This window comes from Empedobacter sp. 225-1 (genome assembly GCF_030328185.1).
In the GTDB taxonomy this organism is placed as follows: domain Bacteria; phylum Bacteroidota; class Bacteroidia; order Flavobacteriales; family Weeksellaceae; genus Empedobacter; species Empedobacter stercoris.
Genome location: NZ_JACALO010000021.1, coordinates 1 through 20,467 on the forward strand (window position 1 = coordinate 1; position 20,467 = coordinate 20,467).

Here is a 20,467-nt window from a genome sequence, read left to right on the forward strand (position 1 = left end):
AGCCCGATACAATATCGAACTCATTTTTATAATTATTAATTTTTAATCTGTCCAAACTTTTGGGTGCAGTCTATAAATTTTGAAGCTTTTTATTTTGATAATCATTTTTTTATTTCCGATGTTCTTTCAATATCATTATAAATAAAACGATTAGCGGAAGCATCATTCCTAAAATATAATAGGTATTAATTTGTAATATAGTTGGATAAAATAGAATAGCAGTAAGCATCCCTACAATTGCGCCTCCTAAATGTGCGGAATGTCCAATGTTACCTAAATTAGTTTTCATCCCGTAAACAGAATATCCTAAATATAGAATGGCAAAAATCCAAGCAGGAATAGGAAGTGCAAAAAATAATCGTAATTCCATTTCAGGAAAAGCTGCAATCGCAGCAAATAAAATTCCTGTTACTCCTCCCGAAGCTCCTACAGCTGAATAAAAGTTTTCTTTTTTATGAATCAATACCGACAAAAGGTTTCCCCCTATAACAGCTGCTAAAAAGACCAAAAGAAACATGCCGTAGCCTATATTTAATTTTGCATTCGAGAAATCTCCAAACAAAAATCCTTCTGGACTTGCAAAAAATGCAATCACAGGGTTTGCAAAAAAATACAAGGTTAACATATTAAACAACAAATGTGTAAAATCAACATGTAAAAACCCAGAACTTAAAATTCTATAATATTCTTTGTGATGCAGGATAGATCCTACCTGAAATTTATATTTATCAAAGAAAGCATGATCATTAAATCCTTTCCAACTTACCAATACATTTACGCCAATTACGGCTAATGCAACGAGTGAGATATCCCCCATTATTCTTTTATATTTTCTTCTTCATTTGTATTCTCCTCTATTGCATCAAACAATGTCGGCTGCTGCTCTTCTTCTGACTCTGATTCTTCCTCTTCTTCTGGTTCGTCGAATGGAAGTGGCTCCAAAATATTTATTTGTTTCAACTTAAACGTTGTTAACTGATTTCCTTGTGCTTTTATACCTTTAACCGTTATAAATTCTTCTAAATTAATCACTTCTGGTTCTTTTTCTACACCTTTCACTTTAGGAAAAATCAGTTCAATTACAGGTAAATAATCTGTCGAAATAACTTTAATTGACGATTTTCCATCTTCTAATGTATAGAAAATTTGAGGAGAAAACGTATCCTCTAATACAAAGCGTTTCACGAAATAACGTTCTTTCTCTGCATCGAAATACACACAAGAAATTGGTTTTGCAGGTTTCCATTTTTCGATAATTTCTAAATCCTCGTCAAAACGATTACTCAAATCAAATGAAACCAATTTCGCTTCACCTTTTTTATTAATCGTTAAAATTTTATCATCTCCTTTAAAAGAACCCAATAAAATGCCAATTCCATCGGCGTTTAAACGTTTTGTACCCGTGTCAAACCAAATTTCACGAGGGGCTAAAGTTGAAACTCCCTCCTCTTTTAATTCTATTTTTTTGATAGGGTATTTAGTAACCAAATTACCTTTTGAAGCACGACCTTTAATGGCTAAATCAGCAAAATCTATATCAAATTTCATTTTTTTGATGCGTTGATGCGTTTTCAGAATAATTGAAACGACTTCTGCTTCTCCATTTGGATTTGCTGAAAAATATAACACTTCTGAACCTTTATTTCCTGCTGTTAAATCATATTCTTTGTCGCGTGTAATTCCGGTTACAGCAAAACGTTTTTGATAAGCAGGGCCATTTTTACCATCGCGATAAATCAAATTATAAATGGTACGTTTATCATTTTTATGCCAAATTCCGATATGAATAATTCCTTTTCCAACAAATGTCTTTGTATCAACCTTAGTTACAATCATGGAGCCATCATTTTTGAAAACAACAATGTCATCAATGTCAGAACATTCGAATAAAAATTCATCTTTTTTCAATGAAGTTCCGATAAAACCTTCTGTTCTATCCACGTAAAATCGTGTATTTGCTACTGCAACTTTTGTTGCATCAATCGTATCAAATGTTCTAATTTCTGTTTTACGTTCTTTACCTTTTCCGTATTTTGTTTTTAGATTTTTGAAATAATCAATCGCATAATCAATTAAATTAGCTAAATGATGCTTTACATTTTCGATTTTATCTTCTAACGATTCAATAAATTGTTGGGCTTTATCTAAATCAAATTTCGAAATACGTTTGATTCGGATTTCAGTTAATCGGACAATATCTTCTTCTGTAACAGGGCGAACTAAGTGCGCAATATGTGGTTTTAACCCTTTATCAATCGCAGCAATTACTCCTTCCCATGTTTCTTCTTCTTCGATATCGTGGTAGATTCTATTCTCGATAAAAATTCGTTCCAAAGAAGAGAAATGCCATTGTTCTTGTAACTCATCTAACTCAATTTCCAATTCCTTTTTCAATAAGTCAACAGTATTGTTGGTGTTATGAATCAGAATTTCAGAAACGGTCAAAAATTCGGGAGTTTGTTCATTGATGACACACGCATTTGGCGAAATAGAAATTTCGCAATCAGTGAATGCATAAAGTGCATCAATTGTTTTATCGAGGCTACTTCCTGGAACGAGATGAATTAAAATTTCAACTTCTGCTGCGGTATTATCTTCGATTTTTTTAATCTTGATTTTCCCTTTGTCATTGGCTTTCAACACCGAGTCGATCATAGATCCTGTTGTTGTTCCAAAAGGAATTTCTGTGATTTTGAGCGTTGTTTTATCTTCTTGTAAAATTTTTGCACGAATCCGAACTTTACCTCCTCTTAATCCGTCATTATAATCAGAAACATCAATCAATCCTGAAGTTAAGAAATCTGGAAAAATTTGAAATTTCTTTCCTTTTAGATGTAAAATTGACGCATCAATTAATTCATTAAAATTATGAGGTAAAATCTTTGTTGATAGACCTACTGCAATTCCTTCTACTCCCTGTGCTAAAAGTAAAGGAAACTTGATTGGTAAATCGATTGGTTCTTTATTTCGACCATCATACGATGGTTGCCATTTTGTTGTTTTTGGATTATAGACAACTTCTAATGCAAATTTAGTTAATCGTGCTTCTATATAACGAGATGCAGCTGCACGGTCGCCAGTGTAGGTATTTCCCCAGTTTCCTTGCATGTCAATCAACAATTCTTTTTGACCAATTTGCACCATTGCATCACTAATCGCCATATCACCGTGTGGATGATATTTCATTGTATTTCCTACAATGTTCGCAACTTTGTTGTATCGTCCGTCTTCCAACTCACGCATTGAATGTAAAATTCTACGTTGAACTGGTTTCAATCCATCATAAATAGAGGGAATTGCTCGTTCTAAAATTACATAAGAAGCATAGTCAAGAAACCATTCTTGGTACATACCAGAAACTTTCTTGATGCTCTCTTGATTGTCTTGCATCATGTTAAATAGCTACTTCTACTTTTTTTTTAACTATAGAATTAGACGAAACAATTTTATCTAATTCTGTCAAAATAATATTAAGATTTCGATTAGATATGAATGCTAAACGAAATTTCACTTTTGTTAAATTGGTAGGATTCTTTTTACTATTGATATAAAAAACAAGTGTTTTAGAAAATAGTCCTTTCTGAAAATCGTACTTGATTAATTTATATTTTGGTAAATCGATTTTGTTTGGTTTTGAATTTAAGAAGGATAAAAATCCTACATTCTTTGTTTCAAATGTTATCGTTTCCCCTTTTGTGTCAATTGCAAAAAATTGATTTCCACTTTTACAACTCACATAAATCAGTAATGCGATAAAAACAGATACAATATAAGGTGGTATTATGTGATACTTGTGCGGTAAAATACCCGTATACATAATGATGTTTAGAATGATTAAAATAACGATTGTGATGTTAAGCATTCTGAAAAGCTGTATCACATTTATATTATTTTTTTTCATAAATATTATAATAGGTTATTAGGTAGATAGAAAGAATTTGATTTATATAATTTTAATTTTTTATAGCTTCTATTGCTAAATTGTTAATAATAAACTCTTGTCTTGTTGGTGTGTTTTTTCCCATGTAAAATTCTAAAAGACTATCAATCGTTTGATCTTTTCCAATCATTACAGGTTCTAAACGAATATCTTTTCCAATAAAATGTTTAAACTCATCTGGCGATATTTCACCTAATCCTTTGAATCGTGTGATTTCAGGATTTTTCACTTCTTCCAACGCTTTTATTCGTTCGGCTTCAGAATAACAATAACGTGTTTCTTTTTTATTTCTTACTCGAAAAAGAGGTGTTTGTAAAATATATAAATGCCCTTCTTTGATCAATTCTGGAAAAAACTGTAAGAAAAACGTAATAATCAACAAACGAATATGCATTCCATCGACATCGGCATCAGTTGCAATTACAACATTATTGTAGCGTAGATCTTCTAATCCTTCTTCTATGTTTAATGCAGCTTGTAACAAATTAAATTCTTCATTTTCGTACACAATTTTCTTTGTTAAACCATACGAATTTAACGGTTTTCCTCTCAAACTAAATACAGCTTGCGTTTCTACACTTCTACTTTTCGTGATTGATCCGCTGGCAGAATCTCCTTCGGTAATAAAAATCGTTGTATCTAAACGCAATTCAGCTTTTGGATCGTTATAATGTTGACGACAATCTCGCAATTTTTTGTTATGCAAACTTACTTTTTTAGCTCGATCACGTGCTAATTTTCGAATTCCGGAAAGTTCTTTTCGTTCGGTTTCCGATTGTTTTATCTTACGTTCAAGTGCTTGTGCAACTTCTGTATTTTTGTGTAAAAAATTATCAAGATTTGTTTTGATAAAATCATTTACAAACGTACGAACTGTTGTCATTCCTGGTCCAATTTCATTCGAACCAAGTTTTGTTTTCGTTTGAGATTCAAAAACAGGTTCAATGACTTTAATCGAAATTGCTCCAATTATTGACTTTCTGATATCCGCAGGATCATAATTTTTATTGTAAAATTCGCGTACTGTTTTTACAATTGCTTCTTTAAAAGCTGTTAAATGTGTTCCTCCTTGCGTTGTGTTTTGTCCATTTACGAAAGAATAATACGTTTCTGAATAAGATTTTGAGCTATGCGTCATCGCTAATTCTATATCATCTCCTTTCAGGTGAATAATCTCGTAGATTGTTTCTTCTTCAATATTATCTTTCAATAAATCTTTCAATCCATCTTTCGAAAAGAATTCTTCTCCATTAAAAATAATTTTCAATCCAGGATTTAAATAGACATAGTTTCTCAACATTTTATCTACATATTCCTTTCTGAATTTAAAATTCAGGAAAATTGATTTATCTGGAACAAACGTAATTTTGGTACCTTTTCTTAAAGAGGTTTCTTTCTCATCTTCTTGAGATTTCAGAATTCCTTTTTCAAAATCTGCTACACGCGTTTTTCCATCACGAATAGATTGAACACGAAATGATGTCGACAAGGCATTTACCGCTTTTGTACCAACACCATTTAAACCAACCGATTTCTTGAAGGCCTGTGAATCGTATTTACCTCCTGTATTCATCTTAGAAACAGCATCTACCATTTTTCCAAGAGGAATTCCACGACCATAATCACGAATTGTTACTTCATCTTCGCGCAGATTAATCTCGATAGTTTTCCCTGCTCCCATCACAAATTCGTCGATACAGTTATCTACAATCTCTTTCAACAATATATAAATCCCATCATCTTGAGACGAACCATCTCCCAGCTTCCCAATATACATACCAGGTCGCATACGAATATGTTCGCGCCAATCAAGAGTTTTGATATTGTCTTCCGTATAATTTACTTGTTGATCTATTTCTGACATTTGAGTTGTTGAGTGTTAAAACGAGTTTTACAAAAATAAGAAAAAAAATCTTAATATTTTGAAGGTTCATTGATTTGATTTTGAGTAAAATCAACCTATTTTGGAAAATGATTAAATCAAAGTTGCCTCATGCTTCTTCTCTTATTTTTTGTTGAATCAATTGACAAATGAACATCAAGCGATAAATTTAAGACAAAGATTTCATGATAATGATTTTGTTTTCTTAAACAGAAAAAAAACGAGTTGCAATTACACAACTCGTTTACTTTTATTTTTTTATAATTTTTCTCGAAATAACGCTATCTTCCGTATAGAAATTAACAATGTAAACTCCTTTTGGCAAGGTTGAGATATTAGCTTCTGACTTCTGAACTTCTAACATTTGTTTTCCTGTAACATCAAATATTTTAACTCTTTTCACCTCTTTTATTCCTGCTATTTTTACGAATCCATTATCTTGGAATACTGTAATTGTAGATTGATTAACATCTGAAACAGCTAATTTTTCTTGTACAACTTTAACATCATCCAATCCTATATATAAAATATCAGAACAATCGTAATGTCTAAAAACCAATTGCACATCTTGACCAGCATAATCAGAAATATCCACATTTACTGTTTTGGCAACATCGAAATAACCACCGTCTAAGGTTTCTTCATAAACAGGCGTCTCAGTACCTACAAAAGTTGTATTTGCAGGAATTACATAAACAGCATAATGTTCTTCAAAATAACCTTCTTCGTTATCTGCAGCTGAAACTTTAAATGTCAATTCGGTTTTATTACCTTCAGGAATTGTGAATATAGGACTTGTTAAAGTATTGTCTGGCGTAAAAACTTGAAAAAACCAAGAAAAAGACCAAGCGAAAGACCCCGTAAACGAAGGCGCTTCTGCTTCTGCTGCTTCTACAAATTGCCAAGTATCTTTATCTCCATCCAAATCACCTATTGTCCATAAAGCTTGTTTTTCTGGTGTATCAAAATTTTCTTCGAAAATTGTAGTCTGAGCATTAATTTGAGAAGCGAACAATACACCTCCTAATAAAAGTAAATTTTTAATCATATCTTATTCGTGTTAATAAATTAGATGGTAATATAATTAAATTCACTCTTCATTTGATTAAACATCCTGAAAAATTTCACATAAATCTACATTTTCACCATAAAACAAATACTTTATTGAATATTATTTACTTCTTTTTAAGATTTAACTAAATTAATCGTACAAAAAAACTCAATCTTTCGATTGAGCTTTCTATATTTCGTTTCAATATATGCTTAAACATTAAATAAGAAATGCATAATATCACCGTCTTGTACGATATATGCTTTACCTTCTACGTTTAATTTTCCTGCTTCACGACATTTTGCTTCAGAACCGTAAGTCAAGAAATCTTCAAATTTGATTACTTCTGCACGAATAAATCCTTTTTCAAAATCGGTATGAATAACTCCAGCAGCTTGTGGCCCTGTAGATCCTTTTTTAATTGTCCATGCACGAACTTCTTTTACACCAGCTGTAAAATAAGTTTCTAAGTTTAGTAAAGAATAAGCAGAGCGAATCAAACGATTAACACCAGGCTCCTCTAATCCTAATTCTTCTAAGAAAATTTGACGTTCGTCGTATGTTTCTAACTCGTTGATATCCGCTTCAATTTGAGCTGCTAAAACCAATACTTCTGCATGTTCGTCTTTTACCGCTTCTTTTACTTTCGCAACAAATTCGTTTCCATCTTTTGCTGCAGATTCGTCAACATTACACAAATACAAAACTGGTTTCGCTGTAATTAATTGCAAAGAATCAATAATTTCTTGTTCTTTTTCATCTAATTCCATTTCACGAACATTTTTTAACTCTTCTAAATGAGCAATAACAGCAGTCAAAACTTCTACTATTTTTTGTTCTTCTTTGTTACCAGCTTTAGCCGCTTTTTTAGATTTATCGATTCGTTTTACAACCGTATCTAAATCCTTTAATTGCAATTCTAAATCAATTGTTTCTTTATCACGAATAGGATCGATAGATCCGTCAACGTGCGTAATGTTTTCGTTTTCGAAACAACGTAAAACGTGAATAATAGCATTACACTCACGAATATTTCCTAAAAATTGATTTCCTAAACCTTCTCCTTTACTTGCTCCTTTTACCAAACCAGCAATGTCCACTATTTCTACAACTGCAGGTACAACGCGTTCTGGGTTTACAATTTCTTCTAATTGATTTAGACGTGTATCTGGTACAGAAACCGTTCCTACATTAGGTTCAATTGTACAGAAAGGATAATTCGCCGATTGTGCTTTTGCATTCGACAAACAGTTAAATAAAGTAGATTTACCAACATTAGGCAATCCAACAATTCCACATTTCATATATGTTGTCTCTTTTTTTAATGATTGATTATTAGATCGATGTTCTAATAATTTTGTGCAAAGATAATGATTTCCATTAAATTTATTGAACCGAAGAAACTCTGTTCAATTTTATATTTAAGACATTACCAGAATATGATTTCATTTCGCCCAACAAGCAATCGCACGTAGTATCATAATTCAAATCATAATAATTAGATGTTTTATCAAGATTGATCTTTCTGAATTTGAGTTGAGGAAAATTAAAAACAATAGAATCTGTCACATCTTTTTCATAACCATCCTGAAAATCAAATTCAATTGTCAGTTTTGATTTAATTTTAGAAACATCCATGATTGCATTACTTTTTGACAATGGAACTTCTACCACTTTCGATTTATAATCCAAAAAGTCTTGTTGCCATTTTCCTTCTATTGTTTTTATGTTATTCGTAGCACAACTTGTCAGTAAAATCAAGAAAATAAATCCTAAATAATGTTTCATAAGTGTTAATTTTAATTGAAAATACAATTATTTTTTTACATTTACTTAAATACTTATTACAATGAAATTAAACGTTTTAATTATTGGTTTTGTAATCGCCTTAAGTAGTATTGTAAATGCACAAACAGCGACAGAAATATTAACTAAAGCTCAAAATCAAGCAAAAGTTGAAAATAAAAATGTCTTTTTAATTTTTCATGCTTCTTGGTGTGGTTGGTGTAAAAAGATGGAAAAAAACATGGACGATCCTCTTGTAAAATCTTATTTTGATGCGAATTATGTCAAAACATTTATTACGGTACAAGAGCGTGCAGAAAAGAAAAATTTAGAAACGCCCGGTGGAGATGCTGTTAATAAGAAATTAGGAGGAAAAGATCAAGGTTTACCTTTTTGGGTAATTTTAGATTCGGAAGGGAAAGTCTTAGAAGATTCTCGTGTGAATGGTGAAAATATTGGAGGCCCAGCTTCGGAAGATGAAGTAAATAATTTGATTGCAAAATTAGAGACAACATCTAAAAACGAAAAAGTTAATCCCGAAAAAATAAAAGAAGTTTTTATCTTGAAAAAGAAATAATTCATAAATAAAATCCGCTCAATGAGCGGATTTTATTATTGTGTCAAAACATGAAAAGCTTCTTCCAAGTTTTTATATTGTCCTTTAAATTCTTCAATAGATTGATCTGCGATAATTTTACCTTTATTCAATAGAATTACACGTGAACAAAGCGCTTCTACTTCTTGCATAATATGCGTCGATAAAATCACTGTTTTTTCTTTTCCAATTTCACGAATAACTTCTCTTATTTCTATAATTTGATTTGGATCCAAACCATTTGTAGGCTCATCTAAAATTAATATTTCTGGACCCGAAATAATCGCTTGAGCCAATCCGACACGTTGTTTATAACCTTTTGATAACTGATGAATTTTCTTGTGTTTTTCGGGAGATAACCCTACTTTTTCAATTACTTCATCTATTTTTGATTTTGGTACTTTTCTTATGTTTGTGACAAATTCTAAATATTCTTTCACGTACATATCCATATACAGCGGATTATTTTCTTGTAAAAACCCAATCAACTTCTTTGATTCTATTGGTTGAGTCGAAACATTCAAGTCATTCACAGAAATTTCTCCAGCATCTGTATTAATTGCATTGGTAATACTTTTCATCAAGGTAGATTTTCCTGCTCCATTTGGTCCTAATAAACCAACAACTTCTCCATTGTTTATAGAAAATGAAACATTGTCTAAAGCTAATTGTTCGCCGTATTTTTTTACTAAATCTTTAATGATTATTCCCATTTGATGAAAAAATTTCGATAAAATTAGTGAAAAAGATTTGGATATATAAAATTTTATCTTTTAGATTTGTAACTGTAAAAATAAAAAAGTCAAGAATGACATCATTCAATTATTTTAACGCATTTTTCTTTTACTTTTTTGGATATTATCCAGGAGAGCAGGGACTGCGTTGTCGTAATTGATTGTAACATCAACATAAGATAATTTAAAGTCCCGCATTTTGTGGGACTTTTTTTGTGGAAAAAAAATGAAAACAAGAGTTGCAATACAAGGTTATATTGGTTCGTATCATCATGAAGCTGCCAATAATTATTTAGGAAATGACATCGAAATTGTAGAATGTGATACATTCAAAACCTTGGCAAAATCGCTTGCAAAAGGAAAGGTTGACAAAGCAGTAATGGCAATTGAAAACACAATCGCCGGAGCAATTTTACCAAACTATGCATTGCTTACAAAATACAATTTAAAAGTTGTTGGCGAGATTTATTTATCCATTCAACATCAACTAATGGTCAAAAAAGGACAAATTTTAGAAGACGTAAAAGAAGTTCGTTCGCATCAAATGGCCTTATTACAATGTGATAAGTTTCTTGAAAAACATCCAACTTGGCGCGTTGTAAATGATATTGATACCGCATTAACAGCCAAAGATATTGTAGAACAAGATTTAAATGATGTTGCGGCGATAGCCTCTCGAAAGGCAGCAGAAGTTTATGGATTAGACATTTTAGCTTCGAGCATTCAAACGTTTCAAGATAATTTTACTCGTTTTTTTGTATTGCAACGCGAGCACAATGATTACGAAGATTTCAACAAAGTTTCGATGCGATTTTCAGTTCCACACAAAGCTGGTGCTTTGGTAGATGTACTGAATCAAATTGCGGAATGTGGAATTAATATGGATAAAATACAATCTGTTCCAATTATCGAAAAACCTTGGGAATATTCTTTTCACATCGACATTACGTTCGATCAAAAAGAAAAATATTATGAGTTACTTGGCAAAATTGCACGAAAATTAACGGATTTAGAAATATTAGGCGAATATAAACTGGGAAAAAAATGATAGCAGAAGCCCAACGATTAGAAAGTGTTCAGGAATACTATTTCTCGAAAAAATTACAAGAAATAGCGAACATGAAAACCGACATACCAATCATTTCATTAGGAATTGGAAGTCCAGATTTACAACCTCATCCAGATGTGATTGCAGCATTAATCAAAAATTCTCAAAGCGGAATTAATGGTTATCAAAGTTATCGAGGTATTCCAGAAATGAGAGAGGCAATGGCTAATTTTTACAAAAATAAGTTTCATGTAACAGCTAATCCTACAACTGAAATTTTACCGCTGATGGGTTCAAAAGAAGGAATTATGCATATTTCGATGGCTTTTCTGAATGAAGGCGATAAAGTTTTGATACCAAATCCTGGTTACCCAACGTATTCTTCGGTAACTGAATTAGTACAAGCAGAACCCTTGTTCTACGATTTGAAAAATGAAAATAATTGGCTACCTGATTTTGAACAATTAGAAAAATTAGCTGAACAAAAACCCAAAATCATGTGGTTAAATTACCCACATATGCCTACAGGAGCTAAAGCTTCGAAAGATGTTCTAAGAAAAATAGTGGAATTTGCTACTCGTCACAATATTTTAATCGTCAATGATAATCCGTATAGTTTTATTCTGAACGATGAACCAACAAGTATATTAGCAATTGATGGCGCAAAAGAGGTTTGTATTGAACTGAATTCCTTAAGCAAAACCTTTAATATTGCGGGGTGGCGTGTAGGAATGGTAATCGGAAAAGAAGCTTTTATTAACGCTATATTAAAAGTGAAATCTAACATGGATTCGGGAATGAATTTTGCTATACAAAAAGCCGCTACAAAAGCACTTTTAGTCGATGATTCTTGGTACGATGAGTTGACAAAAGTATACGCAGAACGAAGAAAAGTGATTTGGGAAATTGCAGATATTCTAAATGTAAACTATAACCCAGATGCTGCAGGAATGTTTATTTGGGCAAAGCTTCCAGATGGAAAAGATGATAAAGAATTTATTGACGAAATTCTTCACGACAAGAAAGTGTTTATAACACCAGGAAGTATTTTTGGAAGCAATGGTGAAGGTTTTATTCGATTCTCACTATGTGCACCATTAGAGAAGTTGATTGAAGTTAAGAAAAGAGTCGAAGCATGAAAACAATTTCAGTAATCGGTTTAGGATTAATCGGAGGTTCGTTTGCTTTAGCGTTAAAAAAAGTTGGTTTTGCCGAAAAAATTATTGGAGTAGATCAAAATGTAACGCATCAAATTGAAGCGTTAGAATTAGGTATTGTCGATGAAATTGCACCATTAAATGAAGCACTTTCTCAATCAGATTTAGTCGTTATTGCAGTTCCAATTAATTCGATTCAGAAAGTATTACCAGAGATTTTAGATCAAATTAATGATAAAACAATTGTGATGGATATGGGATCAACAAAAGCTGGAATTTGTAAAAAGGTTTTGAATCATCCCAAAAGAAAACAGTTTGTTGCTACACATCCAATTGCTGGAACTGAAAATTCAGGACCAAAAGCAGCTTTTCCAGAACTTTTTTTAAACAAAGTCGCAATTTTATGTGATGTTGAAAAAAGTGAAAAAGAAGCTGTTAAAAAAGTGAAAAAGATTTATCAATCGCTTTGGATGAATGTCAAAACGATGACATCTGATGCGCATGATGCACATATTGCTTATGTTTCTCATCTTTCACATATTACATCGTTTGCCTTGGGACAAACTGTTTTAGAAGAAGAAAAAAACGAAGAAGCAATTTTTGACATGGCAGGTTCTGGGTTTGAATCTACTGTTCGTTTAGCAAAAAGTTCACCTGATATGTGGACACCTATTTTGATTCAGAACCGAGAAAATTTACTCAATGCGATTGATGCTTATCAAACCCAAATTTCTAAAATCAGAAAAATGATCGAAGAAAAAGAAGCCACTGATATTCATCAATATTTAAAAAATACGAACGACATACGTCGAATCTTAAATAAATAAAATAATAGCTGTCTTTCTGAGCTTGGCGAAGAATCACAAAAAAGAATAAATAATTTACACTAAAACAAGTAAATATTAAACCTTAAATTTGTAAATATTATGGAAAATAATAATTGGATAAAAGAATACGATAAACCAATGATCATCGCTGGACCTTGTAGTGCAGAAAGTGAAAAACAAATGATGACAATCGCCGAAGATTTGGACAAAGATTATATACAAGTTTTTCGTGCTGGAATTTGGAAGCCTCGTACTAAACCAAATTGTTTCGAAGGAGTTGGTGCAATCGGATTAAACTGGTTGAAAAAAGTAAAAGACGAATTCGGAATGAAAATCGCAACTGAAATTGCCAACGCAAATCACGCAAAATTAGCATTAGAATATGATGTTGATGTATTGTGGATTGGTGCACGTTCTACTGTAAACCCGTTTACAGTTCAGGAAATAGCAGAAGCTTTACGCGATACAGACAAAACTGTTTTGGTGAAAAATCCTGTTAATCCAGATTTAGATTTATGGATTGGAGCTTTAGAACGTTTAGAGGGTCAAGGAATCAAAAACTTAGGTGCCATTCACCGTGGTTTCTCTACGTATAAAAAGACAAAATACCGTAACAATCCACAATGGCAAATAGCGTTAGATTTCAAAAATAAATTACCTAATGTTCCAATTATATGTGATCCATCTCATATTTGTGGAAATAGAACAGGTTTATTTGATGTTGCTCAACAAGCCTTCAATTTCGAGTACAACGGATTAATGATTGAAACACATAATAATCCTGATGAAGCTTGGTCGGATGCTGCACAACAAATTACGCCAGCTCGTTTATTAGAAATCTTGAAAGATTTAGAAATTCGCCAATCTGATGATCCAGATGCAATTTACAAAACTGGAATTGAAAACTTACGTCATCAAATTGATGAATTAGATAACTCTATTTTAGATACTATTGCACAACGTATGAGAGTTGCAAATTCTATTGGAGAATTGAAAAAAGAACATAATGTGGCTGTTTTTCAACCAGATCGTTGGAAACAAATTAAAGATAATTCGGTAAAAGCTGGAGTTTCTTTAGGTTTATCGGAGGATTTTGTTGATAAATTATTACAAGCAATACATCAAGAGTCTGTTGCACAACAGAACCAGATTATGGTTAAAAAAGAAGAAAAAATATAAACAATATTGAAAGGAATTGTCATAAAATCTACTGGTAGCTGGTATCATCTTCTTACGGAAGATGGTACAACTTATCAGGCAAGAATTAGAGGAAAATTTAGAATAGCAAATATCAAACACACTAACCCAATTGCGGTTGGTGATGAGGTTGATTTTGAAATTGATAAAGATGATATTGCGGTTATTACAAAAATATATGACCGTAAGAATTACATCATTCGAAAATCGGTCAACCTTTCCAAAAAAACACACATTATTGCTTCTAATATTGATGTCGCTTTTTTGGTTGTAACGCTTACTAATCCCAAAACTTCGTTTGGTTTTATTGACCGATTCTTGATTACTGCCGAAGCTTATCATATTCCTGTTGTCATTCTATTCAATAAAATGGATTCGTACACAGCAGATGAAATCGCTGAATTAGAAATTTACAAATCAATATACAATACAATTGGTTACGAAAGCATTGATATTTCTGCCGAAACAGGTTTAAATTTAGATAAAGTAAAAGCGTTAATGAAAGATAAAGTAAGTTTAGTTTCAGGACATTCTGGAGTTGGAAAATCTACATTATTAAATACATTAAATCCCGATTTAAATTTAAAAACGCACGAAGTATCTGATTTTAATAGCAAAGGACAGCATACCACAACTTTTGCCCAAATGTACGAATGGCCTTTTGGTGGTTTCATTATCGATACTCCTGGAATCAAAGAATTTGGTTTAGTACACATTGATAAATCTGAATTGCAAGGTTACTTTCCTGAAATTTTAGCGTTGAAATACAATTGTAAGTTTGATAATTGTATTCATGTTAACGAACCAAAATGTGCTGTTCGAGATGCTGTTGAAAATGGTGAAATAGCTATTTCTCGTTACGAAAATTACCTCACTTTTTTAGAAGAAGATATTTACACTGGTAAATAAAATAGCATAAATAAGCCGTTTCTATAGAAATGGCTTATTTTTTTTCAAATTACGGTTTCACGTAAAAAAAGACCATTCACTCCATTTATTTTTGCTAAAATTATTTGAATGAACAATTTATCTGTGCAAATTGCATTGGATTTTGTAGAATGCACAAAAGAACAAAAAGAAATATTTTTGAAACATTTGGAAGTTTTAAAATGGCAGCCAATTAATCCAAATAAATTATGGATTGCTGAGTTCGAAAATAGTGAAAACAATCAAAGTCGATTAGATAGTATTGAGCGAGAATTAATCTTAGCAAAAGAAATCTCTAATCTGTATGAATTAGATTATGCAATAATTATTGAAAATGAAATTTATTTTAATCAATTAAATTAACCATAATAAACATAAAGCGATTGCTTTCCAAACTAAAATTACGACAAAGCGTTAAAACTCATTTAAAATATGTATTTTTAACGCTTCTTTATTTGTTAATTTTTTCTTAAATTTCTAAAGTTTTTTTATTAAATACAAGACACCTTATTTATGCGAATGATTTTACAGCGTGTACAACATGCTTCTGTAATGGTTGAAGGAGAAATAACTGGAAAAATAAACAACGGAATTTTGGCTTTGGTAGGTTTTGAGCCTGAGGATACAAAAGACGATTTTGAATGGATTTCAAAAAAAATGATTCAATTAAGAATTTTTAACGATGAAAACGGGGTAATGAATTTAGACGTGCAACAAACAAAAGGTGACATTTTGATCGTTTCCCAGTTCACGTTACATGCTTCAACAAAAAAAGGAAACCGTCCTTCTTACATAAAAGCATCAAAACCAGATTTAGCTCAAGAGCAATATCACTCTTTTTTGGAGGTTTTAGAGACCAATTACAAGCCTGTACAAAAAGGAATTTTCGGTGCCGATATGAAAGTTGAATTACTCAACGATGGTCCAGTAACCATTTTTATCGATTCGAAAAATAAAGAATAATTAATATAACACTATTATTGAATGAATAAAACTCTACTTTTTACAACTTTATTTATCAGTTCTTTTTGCTTTTCGCAAAATTATGCAGTCGATCAAATTCCAGCCGATTTGTTAAAAGATGCCTATGCTGTTGTCCGAAAGGAGGATGAAAAAATTGATCTTTTAAAAATTGATGAACTCAAACACACAAAAGAAGTTGTGGTTACAGTTTTGAATAAAGCTGGAGATAGCTATGTAAGAGCACAAGCACATTACAATCCGAATATCAAAATTGATGCATTAGAAGCTGTGTTGTTTGATGCGAATGGCAAGGAAATTAAAAAATTTAAATCCAAAGATTTTAGTGATCAAAGTTTTGTGAGTAGTGGTCAAATGTACACGGATGATCGTATCAAATACCTTAATTTCACGCCTACTCAATATCCTTATACGATACATTATAAAATTTCGATTACGAGTAAAAATACGATTGGTATCCCAAAATGGTTTCCTGTAAAAGCTCCAAATTTATCCATCGAAAAATCATCTTATTCTTTCACGAATAAAACAAATTCTGTTATCCGAATTAAGGAAAATAATTTTGTCGGATTTAACATTCAAAAAGAAGGTGATACGAATAATCTAAACTATAGATTTAATCATATTCCAGCTTTTAACGAAGAAGATAAAATGTTGAGCATCAGAAATATTTTTCCAAATGCTGTTTTAGCTTCGAATCAAATTAATATCGATGGAGTTAAAGGTACATTTGATAATTGGAATGATTACGGAAAATGGACCTACGATTATTTAGTGGGAGGTAAACAAGATTTTACAACAGCTCAAAAATCATTTTTCCAACAGCTTGTAAAAGATGCAAAATCAGAAAAAGAGAAAGTCCAGATTTTGTACAAACATCTCCAAAACAAAGTCCGTTATATTGGTGTACAATTAGGTATCGGTGGACTGTCGCCATTTCCCGCTTCTTATGTAGAAAGTAAAAGTTATGGCGATTGTAAAGCGTTGACAAATTACACGATGTCGATGTTAGATGCTGTTGGCATCAAATCTTATTATACCGAAGTACACTCAGGATCACCTGCACAAGATATGACTGAGGATATGATGTATTTACAAGGTGATCATGTTATCTTGTATGTACCATTAAAAGACGAAGATATATGGTTAGAAACAACTAGTCAAACTTCAGCATTTAATTATTTAGGTGATTTTACAGCGAACAGAAAAGTATTTATTTTAGATGAAAAAGGTGGAAAAATAATTCCTTCTCAAAGTTTCAAACCAGAAGACAATCAATTAATCGTAACTGGTAATGCTACAATCTCTGTTGATGGAACACTGAATTTTCAATTTAAAGAAACGTCAAAAGGATTGATTTATGAAAATTTAGCAAGATACAATCAACTTAGTGAAAAGGATCTTGATATTCGTCTAAAAAACAGATTTTCATCTTTACAAGGAATTCATTTTAAGCAAAAAGAGTTTGAAAACGATTGGGAAAATGCAGTTTTTACATCCAATTTTGATTTTTCAGTTCCTAATTACGCTAAAATTCAGGGAAACAATATCATCATTAATATGATTCCTGTAAATCGTGAAGAAACCTCTTTGAAAAAGGCAAAAGACAGAAAGTTTGATTTTAAAATTGAATCTGGATATGTTGACGAAGTAATCTATTCGCTTGCATTACCTGCTGGTTATAGATTGCCTCAAAAATTTGATTCAATTTCTGTGAAATCGGTTTTTGGTGAATATCATTTAGAAATCAATCCAAAAGAAAATGCCACAATCGAGGTTAAACGTATTTACAAACAATTGCCTGGAAAATTTACCAAAGAAAAGTTCAATGAATATGTAGAATTTCGCCGACAAATAGCAGGATATGACAACACAAAATTACTTTTAGAAAAACTATAACACACTTATATGAAAACATTAATTGCGATAGTGGCCTCTGTTGCTACAGTTTCAAGTTTTGCGCAAGATGTGAAATTTGGAAAAATATCAAAACAAGATTTCGAGAAAACAAAGAGTACAATACAGGCAGATGCTCCAGCAGAAGTTTTGTATGCAGATGGAAATTATAAAGTAAGTTTCAATACAAATCAGGGCGGTGTTGAACAAACAAAAAAAGTTTTTTATCGCATGATTGTCTTTGATAAAGACAAAACACCTGACGATGTTTTAAAAATTGAAATTCCTATTTATAAAAGCACAACAACTGATCAAGATAAATTACTTTCTTTAAAAGCTGTTACTTATAACTTAGAAAATGGAAAAATAGTTGAGCAAAAAGTAGAGAAAAAAGATATTTTCTTAGAAAAAGTTCATCGTTTTTTAGATAAGCAAACCTTTACATTTCCAAATGTTAAAAATGGCTCAATCTTAGAATATACATACGAAATTGTTTCTCCTTTTGTTCGACAAACTGACGCTTGGTATTTCCAACAATCAATACCAGTTGTTGCAAGTAATTTTACATTTCAAAATCAGGAATATTTTAATTATCAACAAGATTTGAGAGGTGGTTTTACGCCTAAAATATCAACTAACTCGAAAGAAGAAACATTTACAAGTACTTCCTTTGGAAACAGAGGTGTTTCAAGTTTCGGAGGAGATATGGGAAACCAAGGAGCTACTTCAACTACTCAAAAACTAAAATTAAATACCCAAACCTACACTTTAACCAACTTACCTTCTTATTCTCGCGAAGCTTATGTGCTCAATCCACGAAATATGTTAGCAAGTATTCAGTTAGAGCTAGCCTCTTTCTCAGTACCGGGTAGAACAACAGAAAATTATGCGACTACTTGGGAACGCATTGGAAAAGACTTGATGGATCACGAAGGTTTTGGTCGCCAATTAAACGGAAATAACTTTTTAGACGAGACGGTAAACGCAACAATAGCAGGAAAAAATACGAATACCGAAAAAATGACTGCTATCTATGATTACGTTAAAAAGAATTTTACGTGGAACGAATACCACAGCGAAACAACTGAAAAAGGAATAAGAAAAACATTTAATGAGAAATCTGGAAATGTTGCTGATCTTAATTTATTATTGACTACAATGTTGCGAAAAGCTGGATTAAATGCTAATCCTATTGTGTTAAGTTCTTTGCAAAATGGATTAATTAATTATTCATTTCCTTCTCGCAGCAAACTAAATTATGTCATTGTTGGGGCAGATGTGGATAATGATTTTTATCTGATGGATGCGACGGATAAGAATGCACAAATCAATTTATTGCCACTAAGAGCAATCAACGATCGTGGATTTATGGTAAATGAAAAAGGAATCAAAGAAATTCCTTTGCGCAATTCTGTTATGACGAATAATAAAATATCAATTACCGCCGATTTAACTACTGATGGAAATTTGAAAGGTCAATTTTCTAATGTAAGAGATAATTACTTTTATATGTTCGATAAAAATGAAATTGCAAACGATCCAAAAGCGTTCGAAAAAGAATTTGTAGAAGATTATAATTTCGAAATTTCTGATTTTAAAACACAAGATAACAATCAAAATAATATTCGTCATCAATTCAAATTTGATGATGTAAAAGTGGATGTTGCAGGAAACAAAATCTTATTCAATCCCTTTCTTTTTGTAACAAACACAAAACATAACTTGAATTTAGAACAACGTAATTATAACATCGAATTTGGTGCGCCAATAACGAATACAAATACAGTGAAAATTAAAATTCCTGAAGGATACAAAGTAGAAACTTTACCTGTAGAAAAACAATTTACAATGCCAGATCAAGTTGGGGGATATATTTGCAAAGTAATAGAAAAAGATGGCTATATTATTGCTCAAGCTCAAAAAGTAATGCCTTACAGTACTTTACCAGCACAATATTACAAACCATTGAAAGAATTTTTAACAAATATCATTCAAGCTGAAAGTCAGCAAGTGATTTTAGTTAAACAATAAAAATATAGAAACTGCGAATAAAGCCAACTCCAAACGCGAGTTGGCTTTTTATTTTTGTACCTTTATCTTTTAAAAAATTTAAACAAAATGAGCCTTAAACAAGCACAATTAGACGTTGATAATTGGATTAAAGAACATGGTGTTCGTTATTTTAACGAGTTAACAAATATGGCACAACTAACAGAAGAAGTTGGTGAAGTTGCTCGTATTATTGCTCGTCGTTATGGTGAGCAGTCAGAAAAAGAATCAGATAAAAACAAAGACTTAGGCGAAGAATTGGCCGATGTTATTTTTGTGGCGCTTTGTTTAGCAAATCAAACTGGTGTTGATTTAGAGTCTGCTTTTTACAAAAAATTAGATTACAAGACAAAACGTGATCATGATCGTCATCAAAATAATGATAAATTAAAATAAAT

General features: G+C 31.7%; 19 protein-coding genes. 11 read left to right on the forward strand and 8 right to left on the reverse strand.

Translation table 11 applies throughout. The annotated features are described in order from the left end of the window. Window positions 1-109: 109 nt before the first annotated feature. The 7 genes from HX088_RS07685 to HX088_RS07715 form a co-directional block, all read right to left on the reverse strand. Window positions 110-817, reverse strand: a complete 708-nt coding sequence (locus tag HX088_RS07685) for a rhomboid family intramembrane serine protease (RefSeq protein ID WP_171622721.1) — start codon at window positions 815-817, stop codon at window positions 110-112. Then, window positions 817-3,390: a DNA gyrase/topoisomerase IV subunit A gene (locus HX088_RS07690; RefSeq protein WP_286483835.1), complete on the reverse strand. Its 2,574-nt coding sequence runs from the start codon at window positions 3,388-3,390 to the stop codon at window positions 817-819. Before HX088_RS07690 ends, HX088_RS07685 begins: the two co-directional genes overlap by 1 nt. A gap of 4 nt (window positions 3,391-3,394) precedes the next feature. Continuing rightward, on the reverse strand, window positions 3,395-3,901 hold the full coding sequence (locus HX088_RS07695; RefSeq protein WP_260541415.1) for a hypothetical protein: 507 nt from the start codon (window positions 3,899-3,901) through the stop codon (window positions 3,395-3,397). Between the two features lie 52 nt (window positions 3,902-3,953). Continuing rightward, window positions 3,954-5,804, reverse strand: a complete 1,851-nt coding sequence (locus HX088_RS07700; RefSeq protein WP_171622724.1) for a DNA topoisomerase IV subunit B — start codon at window positions 5,802-5,804, stop codon at window positions 3,954-3,956. A gap of 268 nt (window positions 5,805-6,072) precedes the next feature. Continuing rightward, complete coding sequence (locus HX088_RS07705) at window positions 6,073-6,870, reverse strand: T9SS-dependent choice-of-anchor J family protein (protein WP_171622725.1); 798 nt, start codon at window positions 6,868-6,870, stop codon at window positions 6,073-6,075. A 215-nt stretch (window positions 6,871-7,085) separates the two neighbouring features. Then, a complete protein-coding gene (gene ychF, locus HX088_RS07710; RefSeq protein ID WP_171622726.1) occupies window positions 7,086-8,177 on the reverse strand; it encodes a redox-regulated ATPase YchF in 1,092 nt (363 codons plus the stop codon). Between the two features lie 82 nt (window positions 8,178-8,259). Continuing rightward, on the reverse strand, window positions 8,260-8,661 hold the full coding sequence (locus tag HX088_RS07715; protein ID WP_171622727.1) for a hypothetical protein: 402 nt from the start codon (window positions 8,659-8,661) through the stop codon (window positions 8,260-8,262). Window positions 8,662-8,722: 61 nt separating this feature from the next. Between HX088_RS07715 and HX088_RS07720 the strand changes: the two genes are divergently transcribed. Further along, entirely contained in the window at window positions 8,723-9,235 is a 513-nt protein-coding gene (locus tag HX088_RS07720; RefSeq protein ID WP_171622728.1) for a thioredoxin family protein, read from the forward strand. Window positions 9,236-9,270: 35 nt separating this feature from the next. Here HX088_RS07720 and HX088_RS07725 read toward each other — a convergent pair whose 3' ends face one another. Then, window positions 9,271-9,966 carry an ABC transporter ATP-binding protein gene (locus HX088_RS07725; protein ID WP_284582821.1) on the reverse strand — a complete coding sequence of 232 codons (696 nt, stop codon included), beginning with the start codon at window positions 9,964-9,966 and terminating at the stop codon, window positions 9,271-9,273. Between the two features lie 247 nt (window positions 9,967-10,213). On the opposite strand from HX088_RS07725, the gene HX088_RS07730 reads away from it, so the two are divergent. From HX088_RS07730 to HX088_RS07775, 10 genes are all read left to right on the forward strand, one after another. Then, entirely contained in the window at window positions 10,214-11,035 is an 822-nt protein-coding gene (locus HX088_RS07730) for a prephenate dehydratase (protein ID WP_225542407.1), read from the forward strand. Continuing rightward, window positions 11,032-12,174, forward strand: coding sequence for a pyridoxal phosphate-dependent aminotransferase (locus HX088_RS07735; RefSeq protein WP_286483836.1), 1,143 nt, complete (start codon window positions 11,032-11,034; stop codon window positions 12,172-12,174). Before HX088_RS07730 ends, HX088_RS07735 begins: the two co-directional genes overlap by 4 nt. After that, window positions 12,171-13,019, forward strand: a complete 849-nt coding sequence (locus HX088_RS07740; protein ID WP_171622732.1) for a prephenate dehydrogenase — start codon at window positions 12,171-12,173, stop codon at window positions 13,017-13,019. Before HX088_RS07735 ends, HX088_RS07740 begins: the two co-directional genes overlap by 4 nt. 99 nt (window positions 13,020-13,118) lie before the next feature. After that, a complete protein-coding gene (locus HX088_RS07745; RefSeq protein ID WP_286483837.1) occupies window positions 13,119-14,198 on the forward strand; it encodes a bifunctional 3-deoxy-7-phosphoheptulonate synthase/chorismate mutase type II in 1,080 nt (359 codons plus the stop codon). A gap of 6 nt (window positions 14,199-14,204) precedes the next feature. Beyond that, window positions 14,205-15,125, forward strand: coding sequence for a ribosome small subunit-dependent GTPase A (rsgA, locus tag HX088_RS07750; RefSeq protein ID WP_286483838.1), 921 nt, complete (start codon window positions 14,205-14,207; stop codon window positions 15,123-15,125). A 108-nt stretch (window positions 15,126-15,233) separates the two neighbouring features. After that, the gene (locus tag HX088_RS07755) at window positions 15,234-15,506 is read left to right on the forward strand and encodes a hypothetical protein (RefSeq protein WP_286483839.1); all 273 of its coding nucleotides are present in this window, start codon (window positions 15,234-15,236) and stop codon (window positions 15,504-15,506) included. A gap of 150 nt (window positions 15,507-15,656) precedes the next feature. Then, complete coding sequence (dtd, locus tag HX088_RS07760) at window positions 15,657-16,106, forward strand: D-aminoacyl-tRNA deacylase (protein ID WP_225539126.1); 450 nt, start codon at window positions 15,657-15,659, stop codon at window positions 16,104-16,106. A gap of 21 nt (window positions 16,107-16,127) precedes the next feature. Then, a complete protein-coding gene (locus tag HX088_RS07765; RefSeq protein WP_260541427.1) occupies window positions 16,128-18,023 on the forward strand; it encodes a DUF3857 domain-containing protein in 1,896 nt (631 codons plus the stop codon). A gap of 9 nt (window positions 18,024-18,032) precedes the next feature. Further along, entirely contained in the window at window positions 18,033-20,051 is a 2,019-nt protein-coding gene (locus tag HX088_RS07770) for a transglutaminase family protein (RefSeq protein WP_286483840.1), read from the forward strand. Between the two features lie 87 nt (window positions 20,052-20,138). Then, window positions 20,139-20,465, forward strand: coding sequence for a nucleotide pyrophosphohydrolase (locus HX088_RS07775; RefSeq protein ID WP_135834709.1), 327 nt, complete (start codon window positions 20,139-20,141; stop codon window positions 20,463-20,465). Window positions 20,466-20,467: the final 2 nt, after the last annotated feature.